This window comes from Streptomyces sp. NPDC026575 (genome assembly GCF_055567415.1).
In genome coordinates, this window is sequence record NZ_JBVHQM010000016.1 from 159288 (window position 1) to 177013 (window position 17726).

General features: G+C 70.6%; 20 protein-coding genes. 9 read left to right on the plus strand and 11 right to left on the minus strand.

All coding sequences use genetic code 11. The features are described 5' to 3' along the window. Window positions 1-271: 271 nt before the first annotated feature. Entirely contained in the window at window positions 272-1711 is a 1440-nt protein-coding gene (locus ACZ4NB_RS23140) for an MFS transporter (RefSeq protein WP_467664297.1), read from the minus strand. 315 nt (window positions 1712-2026) lie between these two features. Between ACZ4NB_RS23140 and ACZ4NB_RS23145 the strand changes: the two genes are divergently transcribed. Together ACZ4NB_RS23145 and ACZ4NB_RS23150 are read left to right on the plus strand one after the other, a co-directional pair. Beyond that, entirely contained in the window at window positions 2027-2383 is a 357-nt protein-coding gene (locus tag ACZ4NB_RS23145) for a hypothetical protein (RefSeq protein WP_467664299.1), read from the plus strand. 475 nt (window positions 2384-2858) lie between these two features. Beyond that, on the plus strand, window positions 2859-3392 hold the full coding sequence (locus ACZ4NB_RS23150; protein WP_467664300.1) for a DUF4232 domain-containing protein: 534 nt from the start codon (window positions 2859-2861) through the stop codon (window positions 3390-3392). Between the two features lie 102 nt (window positions 3393-3494). Here ACZ4NB_RS23150 and ACZ4NB_RS23155 read toward each other — a convergent pair whose 3' ends face one another. The 4 genes from ACZ4NB_RS23155 to ACZ4NB_RS23170 all read right to left on the minus strand — a co-directional run bounded on the left by ACZ4NB_RS23155 (window position 3495) and on the right by ACZ4NB_RS23170 (window position 7694). Further along, window positions 3495-4724: an acyltransferase family protein gene (locus ACZ4NB_RS23155; protein ID WP_467664302.1), complete on the minus strand. Its 1230-nt coding sequence runs from the start codon at window positions 4722-4724 to the stop codon at window positions 3495-3497. 82 nt (window positions 4725-4806) lie between these two features. Then, window positions 4807-5490, minus strand: coding sequence for a TetR/AcrR family transcriptional regulator (locus ACZ4NB_RS23160; RefSeq protein WP_467664389.1), 684 nt, complete (start codon window positions 5488-5490; stop codon window positions 4807-4809). Between the two features lie 480 nt (window positions 5491-5970). Then, on the minus strand, window positions 5971-6504 hold the full coding sequence (locus tag ACZ4NB_RS23165) for a DinB family protein (RefSeq protein WP_467664304.1): 534 nt from the start codon (window positions 6502-6504) through the stop codon (window positions 5971-5973). Window positions 6505-6653: 149 nt separating this feature from the next. Then, the gene (locus ACZ4NB_RS23170) at window positions 6654-7694 is read right to left on the minus strand and encodes a vWA domain-containing protein (protein ID WP_467664306.1); all 1041 of its coding nucleotides are present in this window, start codon (window positions 7692-7694) and stop codon (window positions 6654-6656) included. Between the two features lie 38 nt (window positions 7695-7732). Between ACZ4NB_RS23170 and ACZ4NB_RS23175 the strand changes: the two genes are divergently transcribed. Then, entirely contained in the window at window positions 7733-8332 is a 600-nt protein-coding gene (locus tag ACZ4NB_RS23175; protein ID WP_467664308.1) for a baeRF3 domain-containing protein, read from the plus strand. A 40-nt stretch (window positions 8333-8372) separates the two neighbouring features. On the opposite strand, the gene ACZ4NB_RS23180 is transcribed toward ACZ4NB_RS23175, so the two are convergent. After that, window positions 8373-9236, minus strand: a complete 864-nt coding sequence (locus ACZ4NB_RS23180; RefSeq protein WP_467664391.1) for an aldo/keto reductase — start codon at window positions 9234-9236, stop codon at window positions 8373-8375. 332 nt (window positions 9237-9568) lie between these two features. On the opposite strand from ACZ4NB_RS23180, the gene ACZ4NB_RS23185 reads away from it, so the two are divergent. From ACZ4NB_RS23185 to ACZ4NB_RS23200, 4 genes are all read left to right on the plus strand, one after another. Continuing rightward, window positions 9569-9721 carry a hypothetical protein gene (locus ACZ4NB_RS23185; RefSeq protein ID WP_467664310.1) on the plus strand — a complete coding sequence of 51 codons (153 nt, stop codon included), beginning with the start codon at window positions 9569-9571 and terminating at the stop codon, window positions 9719-9721. A gap of 414 nt (window positions 9722-10135) precedes the next feature. Further along, window positions 10136-10612, plus strand: coding sequence for a tyrosinase family oxidase copper chaperone (locus ACZ4NB_RS23190; protein ID WP_467664312.1), 477 nt, complete (start codon window positions 10136-10138; stop codon window positions 10610-10612). Between the two features lie 40 nt (window positions 10613-10652). Further along, a complete protein-coding gene (gene melC2, locus ACZ4NB_RS23195) occupies window positions 10653-11471 on the plus strand; it encodes a tyrosinase MelC2 (protein WP_467664314.1) in 819 nt (272 codons plus the stop codon). Between the two features lie 245 nt (window positions 11472-11716). Then, on the plus strand, window positions 11717-12148 hold the full coding sequence (locus ACZ4NB_RS23200) for a GNAT family N-acetyltransferase (protein WP_467664316.1): 432 nt from the start codon (window positions 11717-11719) through the stop codon (window positions 12146-12148). A 238-nt stretch (window positions 12149-12386) separates the two neighbouring features. Here ACZ4NB_RS23200 and ACZ4NB_RS23205 read toward each other — a convergent pair whose 3' ends face one another. Next, window positions 12387-12584: a hypothetical protein gene (locus ACZ4NB_RS23205; protein WP_467664318.1), complete on the minus strand. Its 198-nt coding sequence runs from the start codon at window positions 12582-12584 to the stop codon at window positions 12387-12389. 345 nt (window positions 12585-12929) lie between these two features. Between ACZ4NB_RS23205 and ACZ4NB_RS23210 the strand changes: the two genes are divergently transcribed. Then, window positions 12930-13283, plus strand: coding sequence for a histidine phosphatase family protein (locus tag ACZ4NB_RS23210; RefSeq protein WP_467664320.1), 354 nt, complete (start codon window positions 12930-12932; stop codon window positions 13281-13283). Window positions 13284-13336: 53 nt separating this feature from the next. Here ACZ4NB_RS23210 and ACZ4NB_RS23215 read toward each other — a convergent pair whose 3' ends face one another. From ACZ4NB_RS23215 to ACZ4NB_RS23230, 4 genes are all read right to left on the minus strand, one after another. Then, window positions 13337-13555: an EF-hand domain-containing protein gene (locus tag ACZ4NB_RS23215; protein ID WP_467664322.1), complete on the minus strand. Its 219-nt coding sequence runs from the start codon at window positions 13553-13555 to the stop codon at window positions 13337-13339. A gap of 87 nt (window positions 13556-13642) precedes the next feature. Further along, window positions 13643-15346, minus strand: coding sequence for a hypothetical protein (locus ACZ4NB_RS23220; protein WP_467664324.1), 1704 nt, complete (start codon window positions 15344-15346; stop codon window positions 13643-13645). Window positions 15347-15770: 424 nt separating this feature from the next. Beyond that, window positions 15771-16487, minus strand: a complete 717-nt coding sequence (locus ACZ4NB_RS23225; RefSeq protein WP_467664326.1) for a hypothetical protein — start codon at window positions 16485-16487, stop codon at window positions 15771-15773. A gap of 188 nt (window positions 16488-16675) precedes the next feature. Next, on the minus strand, window positions 16676-17083 hold the full coding sequence (locus ACZ4NB_RS23230) for a VOC family protein (protein ID WP_467664328.1): 408 nt from the start codon (window positions 17081-17083) through the stop codon (window positions 16676-16678). A gap of 78 nt (window positions 17084-17161) precedes the next feature. On the opposite strand from ACZ4NB_RS23230, the gene ACZ4NB_RS23235 reads away from it, so the two are divergent. Further along, window positions 17162-17617, plus strand: a complete 456-nt coding sequence (locus tag ACZ4NB_RS23235) for a MarR family winged helix-turn-helix transcriptional regulator (protein WP_467664330.1) — start codon at window positions 17162-17164, stop codon at window positions 17615-17617. The last annotated feature ends 109 nt before the right edge of the window (window positions 17618-17726 follow it).

Here is a 17726-nt window from a genome sequence, read left to right on the forward strand (position 1 = left end):
TCACCCCTACGCGCTCACCGCCACCTCATCTGCGCGCCCGCGGACCGGACCGCGGCACCGGGGCCTGGGCTCTGGAGCGGGAGCACCTCATCTGCGCGCCCGCGGACCGGACACGGCCACCTGCGAGGCGCGGGGAGCGGCACAAGGACGGCGGCGTGCTGGACGTAGGCACGACCATCCGGGCCGTGCCCCGCGCCCGACACGGTACGGCGGCAGTCCGGCCGACGGGCAAAGGCAGACGCCCACGCCCGAACCGCGCCACCCCGCGCGCTCACCCCGCGCCAGGAGCGTCCTCCTTCCCGGACCTCCGCGGCGGCACGCACCGCCAGGCCAGACCCGCGGCCGCCACGTAGGCGAGCGCGCCGACGGCCATGCTGACGCGCAGGCCCCGACCGTAGTCGGCGGCGGTGGCCAGCAGGGTGCCGCCAAGAGCCACGCCCGTGGAACTGCCGATCTGCCGGGCGGTGTTGAACAGGGCCGAAGCGGTCCCCGCATACGCCGCGGACGTGGCACCCATCACCGTCGAGGTGGAGCCGGTCAGCGCGAAGGAGGTCCCGAACCCCGCCGCCATCATCGGCGCGATCAGCAGCGGGTAGGCCGGATCGTCCCCCGCCGCGGCCCAGCCCGCCAACCCGCACCCGGCCAGCAGCATCCCGGCGACCACCAACGGCCGATCCCCGGTACGCCGCGCCAGCCGTCCCGACAGCACGGAGGCGAACATCGTCATCGCCACCGCGGGGAACAGTGCCACCCCCGTGCCCAGCGCGCTGAAGCCACGCTGATGCTGGAAGTACAGGCTCGCGGTGAACACCATGCCGTAGAAACCGAAGTTGAACAGCAGGCCGATGACGGCGCCGCCGCCCAGGGCCCGCGAACGCAGCAGGCCCGGCGCGACGACGGGGGAGCGGGCCATGTGCTCGCGCACCACGAACGCGGCCGCCGCCAGCACCGACAGGACCAGCCCGGCCAGCACCGCCGGATCACACCAGCCGCGCCGCCCCGCCTCGTTGAGCGCCGCCGTCAACAACGCCACCGCCGACACCACCGCGCACTGCGCCGGCCAGTCCACGGCCCGCGACACCAGCCGGGCCGAGGGCGCCACCTGCCGCAGCGTCAGCACCAAACAGGCCACACCGATCGGCAGATTGATCACAAACACCCACCGCCACCCCACAGTGGACACCAGCAGCCCGCCCAGCAGCGGCCCGGCCGAGGCCGCGACACCGGCCATCGCCCCCCAGATCCCGAAAGCCCGCGAACGTGCCGCCCCGCCCGGATACGCCTGCTGGAGCAACGCCAGCGACCCGGGCACGATCAACGCCGCGCCCAGCCCCTCCGCCCCCCGCGCAGCGACCAGGAACAGACCGCTTGAGGCCAACGCGCACGCGGCGGAGGACAGGGCGAACACCGCCACCCCGACGCCGAAGATCCGGCGGTTGCCGAACCGGTCGCCCAGCGCGCCGCCCATCAGCAAGAACCCGGCGAAGACCAGGGTGTAGCCGTCGGTGATCCACTGGATGCCGGTGACGGAGGCCGACAGCTCCCGGCCGATGACCGGCACCGCGACGTTGATGACCGTCACGTCCAAGATCACCATGAAGTACCCGGCACACACGGCCAGCAGCGGAACCAAGGACCGCACGCCGGAGCCCGGGCCCGGCTGCGCGGGGGAGGCGCACTGGCCACCCCCCGCCGGCTCCGCGAACGCCACGGCCTCCACTCCATCCCGTGCACAAGCGCCCAGCAGTAACGATCACCCTAGAGTGCCAAACGGGAGATACCACGCAAAGCACCCCGAGCACTCAGCGGGCCCGAAGCCCGCACCCGAAGCCCGTACCCGGAGCCCGCACCCGACGCCCGATCGCCGGCCGGGCGGATCCCCGCCGGTCACCACCCGGGCGGATCCCCGGCCGGCCACCACCCGGGCACCCCCCCCGCGGCCACATGGAATCAGCCGCACCCGCCACCACCCGAAGTGGCCAACCTCACCCGGCGGCGCCTTGCCGGAATTTCTTTCCTCCGCCGCTTGGATCTCCGGCAAATCGACGCGGCGTGCGCCTACGCGGACGGCTACGACGTCATCCTCGACGGCATCCTGGGACCGTGGATGCTCGATGCGTCGTGCACCGCATGCCGACGCCGCGGCCTGCACCTCTCCTATATCGTCCTGCGGCCCAGCCTTGAGGTGACGCTCCAACGCGCCACCCACCGCGAAGGCCGACACCTGAAGGACATCGAACCGATCACCGGCCTGTACGGAGCTTTCGCGGACATCGGACCACTCCAGCGCCATGTGGTCGATTCGAGCACCCAGTCCATAGCGCAGACCACCGCGGAAATCGCCGCCGGCCTACAGGCGGGCCGCTTCACCGTCGACTCCTAGCCCGGGCCGGCACTGCGCCCGGGCCGGTTCTTCCAGCCCCTCGTGGTCCATGTTCGCGGCGCTCACCGCCAGCCAGCCGTGCTCGCGTATCTCGACGCGCTCCACGGCCCCGTCATCTCCTCCCACTCCCAGTCGACGACACTGTCGAGAATTCCGAATATCAAACGCCAGCCGTCGATTTCGGGAGTGACGAACACAGGGTGGGCGTCCGACCGGGGCGGCAGGTCCGCCACGTCGAGTCCTCGCGGAAGCTGACCGGGACCCGATCGTGCAGGCCCAGCGCCGCGAACAGGCCCTCGTAGCTCTCACCCGGCACCACGTACCACCAACTCGTCGGACGGTGGGACGGCGGCCCCGCCGACCCGGCAGCCGCCCGCAGCCGCCGAACGGGCGCCGCTGTGCAACCAGTTGGCGCCCTCGCCGGTCACCGCTGGTGACACAGAGCCGCTCACACCACAGAACAGGGGACCCCGCCATGCGCGCCCGCTCGCTTCTCGCGATCCCGGCCACCGCTGCCGCCGCTGCCGCCGCCCTCGCCACGCTCGCTCCCACCGCCGAGGCGGCCACCGGCTCCGCGGCGCCGACACCGACCTGCAAGGAGTCCGCGGTGAGCGTGTTCGCGACCGCGGCCCAGCGCCCCGACGTACTGCACATCAAGGTCACCAACAACACCGCTCGCGCCTGCGTCGTGGACCGCATCCCGACGGTCACCTTCGCAGACCTGGACGGCGCGGCGCGGCCGGTACCGCCCACTCATAGCGCCCCCTACCGCCTCGCCCCGCACGCCACCGCCCACGCCGCGGTGCGCACGGCCGACCCGGCCGGCGGTGCGCACCCCCGGACCGTCGACTCCGTGACCGTGGCAGCCGACCCCTCCCACCACGGCCGCACGTTCACCGCCCACGCCCTCGGACTGCCCCGGGGCGTGCGGGTATGGGACCCGGTGACCACCTGGTGGCAGCCCTCCTGGACACAAGCCGCCACCGCACTGGGGCACGCGACGCACTGACCACCTACGGACGCCACTGGCCCGGCGAGAAAGCGACGACAAGAGAGCAGCGACGACAAGAGAGCAGGGACGACAAGAGATAAGGAGACTGGCGGGGAGGAGTCACAGCACCCGATCGGCCCGAGGGAGGCGACGCACCCCGTAGGCCACGGCCCAGCACAGCGGCACCGCGAGGGCGGCGACGAGCGCGAACTTGGCCGCTGCCGGCGCATGCAGCCGGCCAAAGGCGAGGCCGAGCCCGACGAGCACCGGCGCGTGGAGGACGTAGACGGCGAAGGCGTGGCGGGACAGGAACGCGGCGGTGGGGCCCTGCCGGTTGAGACGTTCACGGAAGACCACGGTCAGCCCGAGGACCATGCCCACGGCGAACGTCGACTCCCACGCGGCGGTGATCAGCGACTGCCAGCTGCCGTGCCCCACGAGCGTCGCCGTGTCCACGGTGACGACGAAGGGAAGGTACGCGAGGGTCGCCACCGTGGCGAGGGCGAAACCCGCCCAGCCCGCCCTGCGCGGCAGGCTCTGGGCCCAGCCCCGACGGTAGGCGAGCACGCCGAGGACGAAGAAACTCGCGTACTGCGGCATGAAGTTGGGGGTGGGCAGGCCCAGGAACGGCACATAGGTGTCGCTCGGGACGACGATCCGCCACAGATAGGTGGCAAGGGCGAGCGCGACGGTGAAGCCGACGACCGCCGGTGTCCGTGGAGCCCGCGGAGCCCGCGGGGCCGGCGGCACCTGCGCGCTCTCGCGCCCGGCCTGGCCGGCGGGGCCGAGTGCGCGGTGTGCGCCACTGCGGCGGCGGATCAGGGCGTAGAGCATGGCGAACACCAAGAGCACCTCGACGAACCAGAGCGGCCCGGCATCCCAACTCAAGCCGTAGTAGAGCCAGTAGGGGAGGGACTTGCCGTGCTCGGCGAATTCGGCCCGCAGATCGGCGTACCCGCTGAAGTTCGTCAGGGGGCGTATCAGCAGCAGGAAGGCGAGCAGCGGAATGCCGAGTCGCTTGAGGCGGTCGCGGAGGAACGGGCGTGCGCCCTTGCGGTCGTAGGAGGCCGGGGTGAAATACCCGGCGATCATGAAGAAGAAGCCCATGAAGAACGCCTGGTTGAACATCACGAAGACGTCCAGGAGCAGCCCGGAGCCGTCCTTGGCCGGCTCGGTGTAGTACCAGGCGGGGATGTTGCCGTAGGTGACGGCGGTGTGGTGCAGCACCACCAGCGCCGTCAGCGTGATCCGCAGATTGTCGATGTAGAGCAGCCGCGGCCGCGCCGGCCTCGCGGCGGTCGGCTCGGGCCCGGCCTCCAAGGCCGTGCGTTCCCGATCGTCGGTCGTCAAAAGCCCTCTCCCCGTTTCGTGCGATTCAGCCGAGTTGAACGCAAGTTCACTCCGGTGCGGTCCGCAGAGTTGTCCGGTGCGGTCACGCGGAAGCGCGGCCGTCCGCGCGTGTGGCGTGCTCGAAGGTGTCGGCGAGTTCGCCGGCATAGGCGGTCAGATCGCTTTCGGGATGGGCACTCCAATACGCGAACATATGGTCGATCGACGCCTGGAGGCTCACCGCCATCACCCGCACGTCGAACGCGCGGAACTCACCGCTCTGCTGGCCCTTGACAAAGACCTTCTCCAGCGCGTCGTAGAGCGGCTCGCTCGATGCCACGCCATAGCGCGGCTCTCCGTCGGCCGTCCGGAAGTGACTGAAGATCTCACCGAGCGCGGTGAGCTGCGCCCGGTGGCCGAGCATGTACTCGGCGACCGACTCGACATAGATGCGCAACCACGCACCCGCCCCGACCCGCTCGTCCAGCCGGGCACCGACAAAGGCGCCGATCCCCTCGTAGATCTGCTCGACGGCCTGCTCGATCAGCTCGCTCTTACCGGCGAAGTGATACGAGATCACCCCCTTGCTGATGCCCGCCCGTTCGGCGATCTGCGCCAGCGAAGCCTTCGCGAACCCCCGTACCGCGATGGTCTCGACGGCGGCGTCGATGATCTGGGCCCGGCGCGCCTTCTCGATGAACGAACGCTGCGACTCCTGTGACTTCCGCGACTCGGGCTCGGCCGCCCCGGCACCGAACTGGCCATCCGGATCATTTTTTGACCGCATGGCCAAAACCTTAGACTCCTGGCCAACTTCTGTCCAAACGGACCGCGTTGCACTGGCCGACCCGTGCTGCACCGCCTGACCCGTGTTGCACTGGCCGACCCGTGCTGCACCGCCTGACCCGTGTTGCACCGGCCGACCCGTGCTGCATCGGCCGACCCGTGCCGCGCCGGCCGCACCCACCGCCTACGTCACCTCGCCGGGCCGACCGCCGCGCCGTTCACCGAGCCGAACCGAGCGGGGCGATGCGCGCGCACGAAACACCAGGAGGCAGGGGAGATACAGGACACGGTGCGAGAGCCGGCGGGATTTGACGGGCCCGACGACGTCCCAAGCAGGCGGACGTCGCACGGCCGCAGCCTGTGCGCGGCCACGGCAGGCAGCGCCGTCGAGGCGTACGACTGGTCGATCTACGCGCTCCTGGCCCCGTACTTCTCCAGCCGGCTGGCCCCACCCGCAACGGCCGGGACGCCCGTCCTGTGGTCAGGCGTAGGGGTTGCAGACCAGGTAGCCGTCGATGCGGCTGAGCCGGTCCGACTCGGGGTCGGGCGGGAGGGCGTGGCCGAGGTTGTCGGCCCGGACCTCGCCGATCCACTGGTCGTGCTGGTACTCGTGGTTGATCAGTGTGGTCAGCAGGTGGGTCGCGACGATGGACAGCTGGGTGGGGGCGCCGACACGGCCGGCGGCGATGTCGCCGATGCGGGCGTGGACGCGCTCGGCGACAGCGTCACGGAACGCGGCGAGCCGGTCGACCGTGGGGAGCGCGCCGCGGAACTTCTCCGGATTCGCGGAGTCCATCACCGCGTCCAGCTCCGGGTCGGGACTGGGCTCGGCCGCGGTGAGGTTGCGGATCATGAAGTGGGCGACGTGGGCCTGGTGGCCCAGGTGCCAGCCGATGGCGCTGGAGTTCTCGTGGGGGCGCCAGATCACCTCATCCGGTGTGAGGTCCCTCCACAACTCGTCGGTGTAGGCGCGGGCACGGTCGTACTCGCGTAGCAGCGTGGGCAGGTCGTGCATGACTCCACCTTTCGGTGTGGGACGGCCACAGGGCTCCTCGCCCGATCACGTACCGGCAGTCTCCTTCACCACGCCCGGCAGAGCGATCAATCAGGACACCCGGCACAGCGAGCAGGTCCCGCCGGACCGGGCCGGCGGGACCTGGGCCGTCACTTCATCAACATGAGCCGCGTGTTCGGCACCAGCTTGCGGTTCACGCTGGTGCTCTGCACAAAGATCGTGAAGTCGTCGTTGTGATCCGGCTTCACGCGGACCTCCATATCCGGCAGACCGAGCAGGGCCCGCGCCTCCGGCCCCGTATACACCCGGTCCGTCCTCTTCTCCAGGACCGCAATCTGCTTTTGCGCCTGGATCTTCTCCGACTTGCTCAGCTGATAGAACGCACAACCGGTCCGGAAAGTATGCCCGCATTCGACGACCCATTCCCGGATCTTCGCATCACGAGCCACCGGGATCAGCTCGTACTCGGACGGATTCACCGGAGTGAGACCGGCCGCCTTTATGGTGTCCTTGTTGACGGCGTCGGCACCCGTGGAGAACACCGCCCGCGATCCCCGAATACCCCGGGCGCGCCCCACCATGAATTTCTCGGTCGCCTGCTGGATGACCTGCCCGGCCTCCTCCAGCCCCTGGGTGCTCGTGGCGTCCCAGATGGCGATGTTGTCCTTGGGGAAGCCGCACTGCATGGCCTCGCGCTTGCCCATCTGGTCCGGCACAAGGACGGCCAGCGTCCAGTTGTCCTGCTGCGTCTCGATCATCTCGGAGACGTCCCGCACCAGGTCACGCGGGTTCCTGGCAGGGGCGCCCGGGCAGCGATGGCTCGCGTTCTCCTGCCCGTCCGTCAGCACGAACGTCAGGAAGCTGTGGTCGCCGTAGAGCTGAGCGGTCTGCGCCAGCTCCCGCTGCGACTTCAGCGTGGCCGCCAGCAGAGCCGTCATGCCACCGACCCGGTACAGCTCCTTCAAGGACGGCATGCGCAGCACGTCCTTGTCGTAAATGACGCACTCCACCTTGTTCGCGAACACATACACCGTCACGCGGGTTTCCTGGTCCAGCTCCTGCGAACGGCGGGCCAGATAGGCGATCTGCTGATCGGCGACTTCGACGACCTTGCCGCTCAGCTGCGACATGGACGCACTGGCATCCAGTACAAGAGCAACGTGATTGATGTAGTTCTGGCTTTTGGACATAACTGGTCCCCCATGTTCCGAATCGATGTTCCGAACCGATGTGCCTACTCTCTCACCCACCACTGACAATCGACCTTGAAACCGAGGCCGTCTGCGGACGCCGCCTTCCACGAGGAGGGCTCCGAGTCCGGCACCGCCACCCGCGCCCGCCAGCAAGGCAGCAGGCCGTTGCCCGCGTCCACGACGCAGCGCCCGACCCCCAACGGCTGGAGCGCACCGGCGACACGCCCAGCACCTTCCGCGACGAGGAGACCAAGACCTTCCTGCGGCAGACCGACACCGAGATCGGCAAGGCGCTCGCCGCCGACACCCGCCCGCTCTACGTGGTCGGCGACGCCGCCGCGCTCGCCCTGCTGGACGCCGTCGGATCCATCGCCAGGGAGGCGACCGCAGATCCCGCACGGCAGGCCGCCGGCGACGGCCGAATCACCCACCTGGTGGTCGAGGAGCAGTTCCGCACCACCGTCCGCGACGACGGCAAGCCCCTCGTCCCCGCCGAATCCGACGCCCCCGGAGCCCGCGAGGACATCGTCGACGAGGTGATCGAACGCTCCCTCGACACCGGCGCCCAGGCCACCTTCGTCCCCGACGGCACCCTCGCGGGCGCCGGCCAGGTCGCCGCCGCCCTACGCCACTGACCCGCCGTCAGGCGGCCGCAGGACCACCTCCGGCCCCAGCTCATGCCGCGTCCGCGCCCGGCCCGTCGAGGGCGGCCAGCTCCTCCTCGCTCAGGTGCAAGTCCCCGGCGGCGATGTTCTGCGTGAGGTGCGCCGGGTTCGTGGTGCCGGGGATGGCCAGCACGTGCGGACCGCGGTGGAGGGTCCAGGCGAGCCGCACCTGGGCCGGCGTCGCCCCGTGGTCGCGGGCGACACGGCACACGCGCGCGTCGTGCTCCCGGCCCGCGGCCGCCTCGCGCCGCAGGCCGGAGATGGCGAAGTACGCGACGAAGGCGATGCCCCGCTCCCGGCACAGGCCGATCAGCCCGCTCTCCTCGGCGCGGCGCCAGTCCAGCCCGTAGGAGTTCTGCACGCAGACCACGGGCGCGATCGCCAGGGCCTCGGCCACGTGCTCCGGGCGGACGCTGGAGAGCCCCAGGTGCCGGATCAGGCCCGCCTGGCGCAGCTCGGCCAGCGCGCCGAAGTGCTCGGCGATCGAGGCCGTACCGGGGCCGTCGTGGCGCAGGTTCACCACGTCCAGGTGGTCGCGGCCCAGCTGGCGCAGATTCTCCTCGACCTGGCCGCGCAGCTGGTCGGGGCGGGCCATGGCCAGCCACGCACCGGCAGGGTCGCGCGCCGGGCCCACCTTGGTCACCACGACCACCTCGCCGCACCAGGACGACAGGGCGCGGTTGATGAGCTCGTTGGCGGACCGCAGCGGCGAGAAGTAGAAGGCGGCCGTGTCGATGTGGTCGACACCCTGCTCGAACGCGCTGTGCAGCAGGCCGACGGCGGCATCGCGGTCGATCGGCGCGCCGTCGGAGTTCCCCCTCATGCCGTTGCCCGTCAGCCGCATCGCGCCGTAGCCGATGCGCTTGACCTCCATGTCCCCGAGCTTCCAGGTCCCCGCCGCCGCTGCGCTCACCGTGCTCCTCCACCCCTTCGGTTTGCCGGGCCCTGGAGTATGGGGCGATCACCACGCTCCCGAACAGGCCGCAGAGCTGGGCAAAACCTCACACCTTTACGGGGAACTCGCCGTCGGCGCCCAGCCGTTGGACCTGTCGAGAGCGCACAGGTCAGGAACTGCTGGGCCGACAGCGCTGCTACCAGCGTGGCTCGTACCAGCGTGGCTCGTTTGAGGTGGCTCGGGTTCGGCGGGGTGTGTCAGCGCCGTTCCATCGGCCTGCGGGCAGAGCGGACTGTCAGCGGCTCCAGGCTGTGGCCGCGGCGCTCGGGCAGTACGCCGGTGCCGTAGCGCAGCCCGTCGCCCTGCCGTCGCCAGGTACGACGAACTCGCAGCAGCCGACGATCGAGCCGTCCGACTCCTCGACGGCGACCGCCGTGGTGAGCGGCTCCCCGCGGTCGGCGTGAGCCGGCGATCACCACCGCCTGGCTCAACTCGCGAACCCCGTGGTGCTTCCTGCGGACTCGCCGTCACCGGGCTCCGCCGCAAACCCGTATTGCCCCAAACCCCGTGTATTTGCGCCGAGTTCCGGGCCGCGCGCGGGCTCGCGGTAACGACTGGGCGGGAAAAGGATCTGCGGCGAAGAGCGGCTCACGTCGCGGAACATCCCGTTCCGCGGGGAAGCGCGACGGGCCAGAAGGACGATCTCCGCCGTTGAACTCTGCACCTCCGTACAGGTGTTGTCTCGTTCAGGCGGCGCAACTTGATGACTCGTTCGTCCCTGCCAGCATGTGGCGGCGCGGGCCGACCTTCGGCGCGCCGGCTTCAACAACCCTCCGCGGCAGCCCGCAGGAGGAGCCGAACGAACAGAGGAGTGGAACATGTCGCGTCCCACCCGACGCCAGGTGCTGCACGGCAGCGCCGCGGCCCTGGCCGCGGCGGCGCTCGCCGCACCGGCCGCCTTCGCCGACACCCCCGCCGCCCGCCCCACCCACGGCCACGGACACGCGCCCGAAGCCGCGCGCTCCGATGACCACGAGATGCCGGAACCCTTCGACGAGATGTACCAGGGCCGCCACATAGAAGGCTGGCCGGCACAAGCAGGAGGTGCACACCAGGGAGGTCACCAAAACCATGGAGGCCAGGCGGAGCACCACTCCGGCCAGGCCGGCCCGCACGACGGCATGGACTTCGTTGTCCGCATCGACAACGACGACCTGCATGTGATGCGCAACGCGGACGGCACCTGGATCAGCCTGGTGAACCACTACGAGACGTTCACCACGCCACGCGCCCTGGCGCGCGCCGCCGTCCGGCAACTCCAGGGCGCCGACCTGGTCCCCGTCGTCACCAGCTGAGGCCCGACCCTGACCGTCCCCCCACCGAGGAGTCCTCGACATGGCAGTCCGGAAGAACCAGGCGGACCTCACCGCCACCGAGAAGCGGAACTTCGTCGACGCGGTGCTGGAGCTCAAGCGCACCGGCCGCTACGACGAGTTCATCAGCACCCACAACGCCTTCATCATCGGTGACACCGACAACGCAGAGCGCACCGGCCACCGATCGCCGTCATTCCTTCCCTGGCACCGCAGGTTCCTGCTCCAGTTCGAAGAAGCCCTCCAGAGCATCACGCCGTCGGTCATGCTGCCCTACTGGGACTGGACCGTCGACCGTTCGCCCCGCAGCTCGCTGTGGGCCGAGGACTTCCTCGGCGGCGACGGACGGAGCGGCGACGGCCGGGTGACGTCGGGGCCGTTCGCCTTCGGCAACGGCAACTGGCCGCTGAACATACGGGTGGACGGCCGGACGTTCCTGCGCCGCTCCCTGGGCACCGGGGTCCGCGAACTGCCGACCCGAGCCGAGGTCGATCAGGTGCTCGCCCTGAACGTCTACGACACCGCCCCCTGGAACAGCTCCGCCGACGGCTTCCGCAACCACATCGAGGGCTGGCGCGGTCCCAATCTGCACAACCGGGTGCATGTCTGGGTCGGTGGCCAGATGACAACCGGAGCGTCGCCCAACGACCCGGTCTTCTGGCTGCACCACTGCTTCGTCGACAAGCTCTGGGCCGACTGGCAGCGCAAGCACCCCAAGTCGGGCTATCTGCCGACCGGCAACACCCCCGACGTCGTCGACCTCCACGACACGATGAAGCCATGGAACGACGTCACGCCGGCGGACATGCTGGACCACACCAGGTTCTACACCTATGGATGACAGGCTCATGACACTGTTCGGGCCCATGCGAGGGCGCTGACCGCGACACCGTCCGGGCCGCGGCCGCGGACGCAGGTCCTCTGGTCACCGTGCGGCCGCCTGCCGGGTAAACCGGTTCGGCGGCCGTGACCTCCTTCCGAAGTCGGCGGCCCACGCCGCAGGTTCACCCGCAGCCCCGCAAAGAGACGCCCGACGAGCCAGGACGCAAGCAACCGGCCCATAGCGCACCTTGTAGCGTGTCACGCATGAACGACGCCAACGGTCCTTACGAACTGCGTGCGGGGGTGCCCTCCGGTGACGACTTCCGCCGCCTGCGCACCGACGCCGGCCTCTCCGACAAAACCCCCGAGGCGGTCGCACTCGCCCTGCCCCACACCTGGTACGGCGTCACCCTCTACCACCACGACACCCCCATCGGCATGGGGCGCATCATCGGTGACGGCGGCACCGCATTCCAGATCGTCGACGTCTGCGTACACCCCGCACACCAAGGCCACGGCCTGGGCACCCGCATCATGGCCGCACTCACCGAAGAACTGGAGCGCCGCGCCCCCGCCACCGCCTACGTCTCACTCATCGCCGACGGCCCCGCTCGCTTCCTCTACGAGAAATTCGGCTTCGCCGACACCGCCACACACGGCTCGATCGGCATGTACCGCCTGATGGGCAAAGACTGACGCCCCGCACCTGGAATCCGTTCCGGCGATCCGTTCCGGCGATCCGGACCGCCGACTCCGGATCGCCGGCCCCAGGCGACGAGCGCGCCACCACCGTTGTCCCGAAGGCAAGATGGCGCTCCCGGCGCCCCGGGCGAAGCCGTCTCCTGCACAACGAGCTTCCCCCCCACAGCGGACCGGGCGGGCGTCCGCCGAGCTCGCCTCGCGCCTCTCGTATGCGGTCGGCCCGGTATCGGGTTCACGCGATCCAGCGGGTCGCCCGGCTGGCTCTGCCGCTGCCGTCCTTGCCGCCCTTGCGTTTGTCGCGGGGCAGGTGCGGGGCAACCACCGCGGCGGTGAGGCGGGCTGCACGGGACACGTCGAACCCCGGCGCCTTCTCGCTGCAACCCGGCTCTGGGACCTGCTCGTCCTGCGGCTTCGGGAGGTGTTCCACCATGTGCGTTCGATCCCTTCCGACGGACTCCCGTCATCGAGCCCGCATCTTGCCCCGCACTCCCGCGGCCCGAAGTGCGATCGGCCTAAATTCCGTCCATATGTATGAAGCGAGAAAGGTCGGCGCCCCACGGGCGCAGGGCTCGCACGGTCGCCACCGTCCACCGCGGCGGCCGGATCAGGGCCTGGGCCTGGGGCGCGAGAGCCACGGCATGGGAGGCCACGGCATGGGAGGCCCAACGGCCCGGTGCAGCCGGTCTGAGCGCGCCGGCTGCTGCCTCGTCGGCCGGTTGTCCGCTCTGGGAGAAGCACGATTCAGCGGGCTCGGGTGGGGCGTTAGCGTGGCGGCATGTCCTTGGAGATCGTTTTCGAGACGCACTCGTGGAGCCAGGACAACGACCGCCAGATCGCCACCGGGTGGTTGCCCGGACGGCTGTCCGAACGGGGTCGGGGCCTGGCGGTGGAGCTGGGCGAGCGCATCGATCACCCCTATCCGGGGGGTGAGAGCTGGCGGCAGGCGGTGGACCGCGTGGGCCGCTTCCTGACGGATCTGCCTTCGCGCTGGTCGGACACCCGGATCCTGGTCATCGGGCACGTCGCCACCCGCTGGGCGTTCGACCACCTCATCGACGGCAAGCCCTTGGAAGAACTGCTGGGGGTCGACTTCGTTTGGCGCGAGGGGTGGGAGTACCGGCTCGGCTGACCGGTGGGACGGCGGACCGGGTCCGGCAGCTTCCGGTGCCGGACCCGGCGGTGTCAGCCATTCATGGCCGCCCAGAACTCCTCGAAGGACATCTGGCGGTCGCCGTTGGTGTCGAGCGAGTCGATCAGCTCCTGAGCCTGCGCCTCGGTGATCTGCGAGCCCTCCAACTCCGCCACGACCTTGCGGTATTCGTCCGCGGTGACCTGGCCGTCCCCGTCGACGTCGTAGCGCTCGAAGACCTTGCGCGCCGCCGTCTCCACGATGTCTGCCATGTGCTTTGCCCTTCTGCGATCTTCGCTGACGGGCCCAGATTATCCGTCCACTCCGAGCGACACGGACGCGCCCACCCCGCCCGGCTGTCACAGGCCACGCCCGTTCCAAGGCCCGTGACGCCCAACCGCGTCGCCCGCGTCGCCCGTGGCGCCGAGGCGGCAGAAGCACGACGCCTCGACGGGGACGTCCGCGAGTGCGGTGGCCATGGCGAGTTGCTGGGCGACGATACGGGCCTCGCCCGTCTGGCCGCGGCGCACGAGGCATTCGTGGAAGCCGTGGAGGGCCCAGACGTTCCCCGGATGCTGTGAGGACCTGGGCAGGGCGTCGTCGAGTCCGAGGTCGGCCCGGTAGACGGCCTCGGCCTCCTCGACCCGGCCCTGTTCGAGCAGGAGCGCCCCGTAGGCGTGGCGGGTCGGCTGCATCCAGCCCCACGGTTCGTCGTAGGGCAGGTTGTCGTCGAGCTCGACGGAGCGCTCCAGGCAGGCGAACGCCACGTCGTAGGCGCCCTTGCGGTAGGCGAGTTCGCCGTCGAGCATGGCGGAGGCGATCGCCAGGATGTCCCGGCAGGTGTTGTTGAACAGCATCCGCGTCGGGGGAACCCGTCCGGCCGCACGGCGGAACAGCTCCCGTTCGGCCTCGGCCTTCGCGGTCGCTTTCGTGGCGGAGTACGCCACTGCGCGCGCGTAGTGCAGCATCGCCGTGGTGACGCAGTACAGCTCCGCATCACAGGGCATCGGCAGCGCGAGGACGTCCCCCCACCGGCCGAAGCGGATCAGCACATGCACCCGCATGGCCAAGAACCCCTCCAGCCAGTCGGCCATGGGCGGGCTCGCCACACGCAGCAGCTCCTCGGGGATGGCCGCCTCCAGCTGCGCGGCCGCCTCCAGCGCCGTTTCGCACTGGCCGAGGAACATCGCACCGTAGATCTTGAAGTGGTGGTTGTGCGAGCGGTACAGCGTGTAGAAGTTCATCGCGCCGGCCCGCCGCAGGTACTTCTCGTCCGCCCTGATCGCGTCGCTGTTGCCCGACACGACCTTTCGGTAGTCGCCGCACAGCACATCGAGGTGTGAGGGCATGTGGTGCAGGTGGCCCGCGTCCGGGACCAGCCCCCGCAGACGGTCGGCGACCGCGAGAGCCTGCTCCGGCGTCGGCGACATCTCCATCAGGTGGATGTACATGTGCAGTACGCCCGGGTGATGGGCGCCGGTCTCGGTCAGCAGCGCGCGGTCGAGGACGGCCTTCGCTTCCAGCGTGCGCGCGCCGACGGCTGCCTCGCCCGTGCGCAGGTCCCACAGCCGCCACGGGGTGAGGTTCATCAACGCGTCCGCGTAGAGGGCGGCGACGTCCGGATCGTCGGGTGCGAGTTCGTACGCGGTGCGCATGGCCCGGGCGTAGGGCTCGTTCCAGACGGAGCAGTCCGGCGCGGCCTGCGCGGCGGGGTAGCGCTGACGCAGCGCCTCGATGAGCGCGCGCTCGGTCGGCGTGGCCCCCTCGCACCGTGCGCGGGCCCGCTCGACGGCGGTGTGCGCCCGCTCCACCGTGCGCCGCAGGTCGGCGTCGTCGAAGAACTCCCAGGGCTTGTTGTAGTTGGGGCCCAGGGCATAGGCGACGCCCCAGTACGCCATGGCGCAGCCGGGATCCGCGGCCGCCGCCGACTCGAAGCAGCTGACCGCCTCCTCGTGGTTGAACGCGAAGCTCCAGGCCAGGCCACGGTCGAACCAGCGCTGCGCTTGTGGTGAGCGTGTCGATACGGGCCGGGTGAGGGTCCCGAGGTCGAAGAAGTAGTCCATGAGGTCTCCTGCACAGCGAGGCGACACGACTCGACACGACTCGACGGCGCCGGTGCCGTCGCCCGGTCGCAGGCGCCGCCCGAGGCTCCGCGGTCGACCCCGCGCGGTGGTCGGGCCCCGCGCGTGGGCCGGGCCCTGCGCGCCCGGTGGCGCTCCCGGCCGGTGGTGGCGCTCTTCGCGGCGGCGGCAGAGCAGACCCGCAGCGACTCCTCCTCTCACAGTAGGCACAGAAAGTCCCCGCCGGCCCCTTTCTCCGCCGTCGGCGACCTGACCGGGAACACACCGCCTGGTGGGGTGCCCGCCGCAGACCCGGCACCCCACCAGCGGTACAGGCCCTTGCCGCCGGCCTGTCTTTCGCCGCTCCGCAGGCCCGGAGTGCCGCTGCTGCTTCGGGGCCGACAACTGCCGCGAGGGGGCCGGGGCGCTATCGGGGGTCCACCCACAGTGCCGAGGCGAGCGCGCACAGGTCGCCCTCCGCCGTGGCGAGGGCGACACCCACCCGGTGCTTGCGTCCCTCCTCCGACAGGACCCACGCATACGACACCAGCGGCGAGGAGACCGGCACGGGCTGGAGCAGCCGGGCTGTCAGCGAGGCCGTCACCGCACCTTCCCGCAAGGCCCCCAGCAGCTTCCCCGCCGCGTTCCCCGGGCAGTCCAGCGCCCCCCACACCAGTTCCGCCGGCAGCATCCCCCCGGTGTCGGCGAGTGCGGGGCCGGCCTTCCAGGCGGTGGCCACCAGATCCCGTCCCGGCACGATGCCGCAGTGCTGGCGCAGCCCGGTGTCGGATGTGCGCTCCAGTCCGCACCCGAAGCAGTCCACGGTCCCCTCCGGCGGGGCCGCTCGGTATGCCTCGGCCGCCGTCGACGCCTGGTCCCAGGAGGGCGGTTCGGGTGCGTCGAGGATCAACTCGTCGGGGGTGGCCACCGCCAGCACCCCGTCCGCACCGGTCAGCACGGCCCCGCCGTCGGCGGTCTCCGTGAGCTCCACCGGCACCTGCACCGGGGTCGGCCGTCGGAAGTCGACCCGTACGGTCTTGGCGGTCGCCCGCTCGGCGAGCACCCCCGCTATGTATCCGCCGAACGCCACTCCGGGGTACCCCCGCAGATGGCCGGGCACCGTGATCGTCTCGATGTCGGTCATGACGCCCAGTCCACCACACCCCGTTCCCGGCGGTGCGAAAATCGCGGGCAGATCAACGTCCGCTGCGGCAGGTGCGGGCCGTGGCCACGCGCTGCGACCTGCGACGGACGCGGCGAGGTCGTCCTTCTCGGCGCCGCACCACGGCAGCCCCGGTCCTCTCGCTCCGCACCCGACCGCCCGGACGAGTCCTAGTAGGACTGAAGCTCGATCAGGTGGCCATCGGGGTCGCGCAGGTGGGCGGTGCGCAGGTTCGGGCCCCACTGGGGTCGGTCGGTCGGGCCGACGACGAGGCGGCCGCCGTGCTCCAGGCAGAGGGCCAGTCGCTTGTCCACCTCGTCCACCCGGAAGACGAGCATCGCGGTGTCCTGCGCCGGGCCGGGTTCTGCGGGAAGAGCCCCGGTGCCCATCGCCGCGGCCATCGCGCCGCGGTCGAACAGCACCAGGACGGCATCGTCGTCGACGTCCCAGTTGGCGTAGGGGCCGTCCGGCGTGCCCTTGACGAGCCTCGCGCCGGCCAGCGGCGGCAGGATCGCCTCGTAGAAGCGGAAGCACTCGGCGAAGCGGGTGACGAGCAGACGAGGGTAGAGGGCATCCACGGCAGGTCTCCTCAGGTCGGCAACCATCGAAAACAGTGGGTCCGCACCCACTATAGGTGGGCACCTTAGACTTGTGCCGTGGCCGCCGATCGATCCACCCCGCCCACCCTGCTGGACCTCAGCACCTACCTGCTCTCCCGCGTCGGCAAGACCGCCCGCGGCCTGCTGGCCGAGCGACTGGCCGAGCGCGGCCTGCGACTGTCGGACATGGCCATCCTCGCCGCACTGGCCGACTTCGGGCCGCACGCCCAACGCGACCTGGTCGCCCGGCTGGGCATGGATCCCAGCGACACGGCCAAGGCCGTCGACCAGCTCACCGCCGCCGACTACGTCGATCGGGCACGTGACACCGCCGACCGACGCCGGGTCCGCGTCTCCCTCACACCCGCCGGACGAGCCGTCCTGACGGACCTGGACGCCGACGCGCGAACCGTCCAGGACAACGTGCTCGCGCCACTGGACACCAACGAGCGCCAACAGCTCCAAGACCTGCTGCTACGCGTCCACGAAGGACTGGCGGACGCCGACGGCTAGTTAGGACGCCATCACCTCGACGACCACCTCGACGACCTGAACGGCCGCCGACAGCTGCGAGGATCACCCAAGACAACCATCGGCATACATCCGACACCCGGCAGCCACC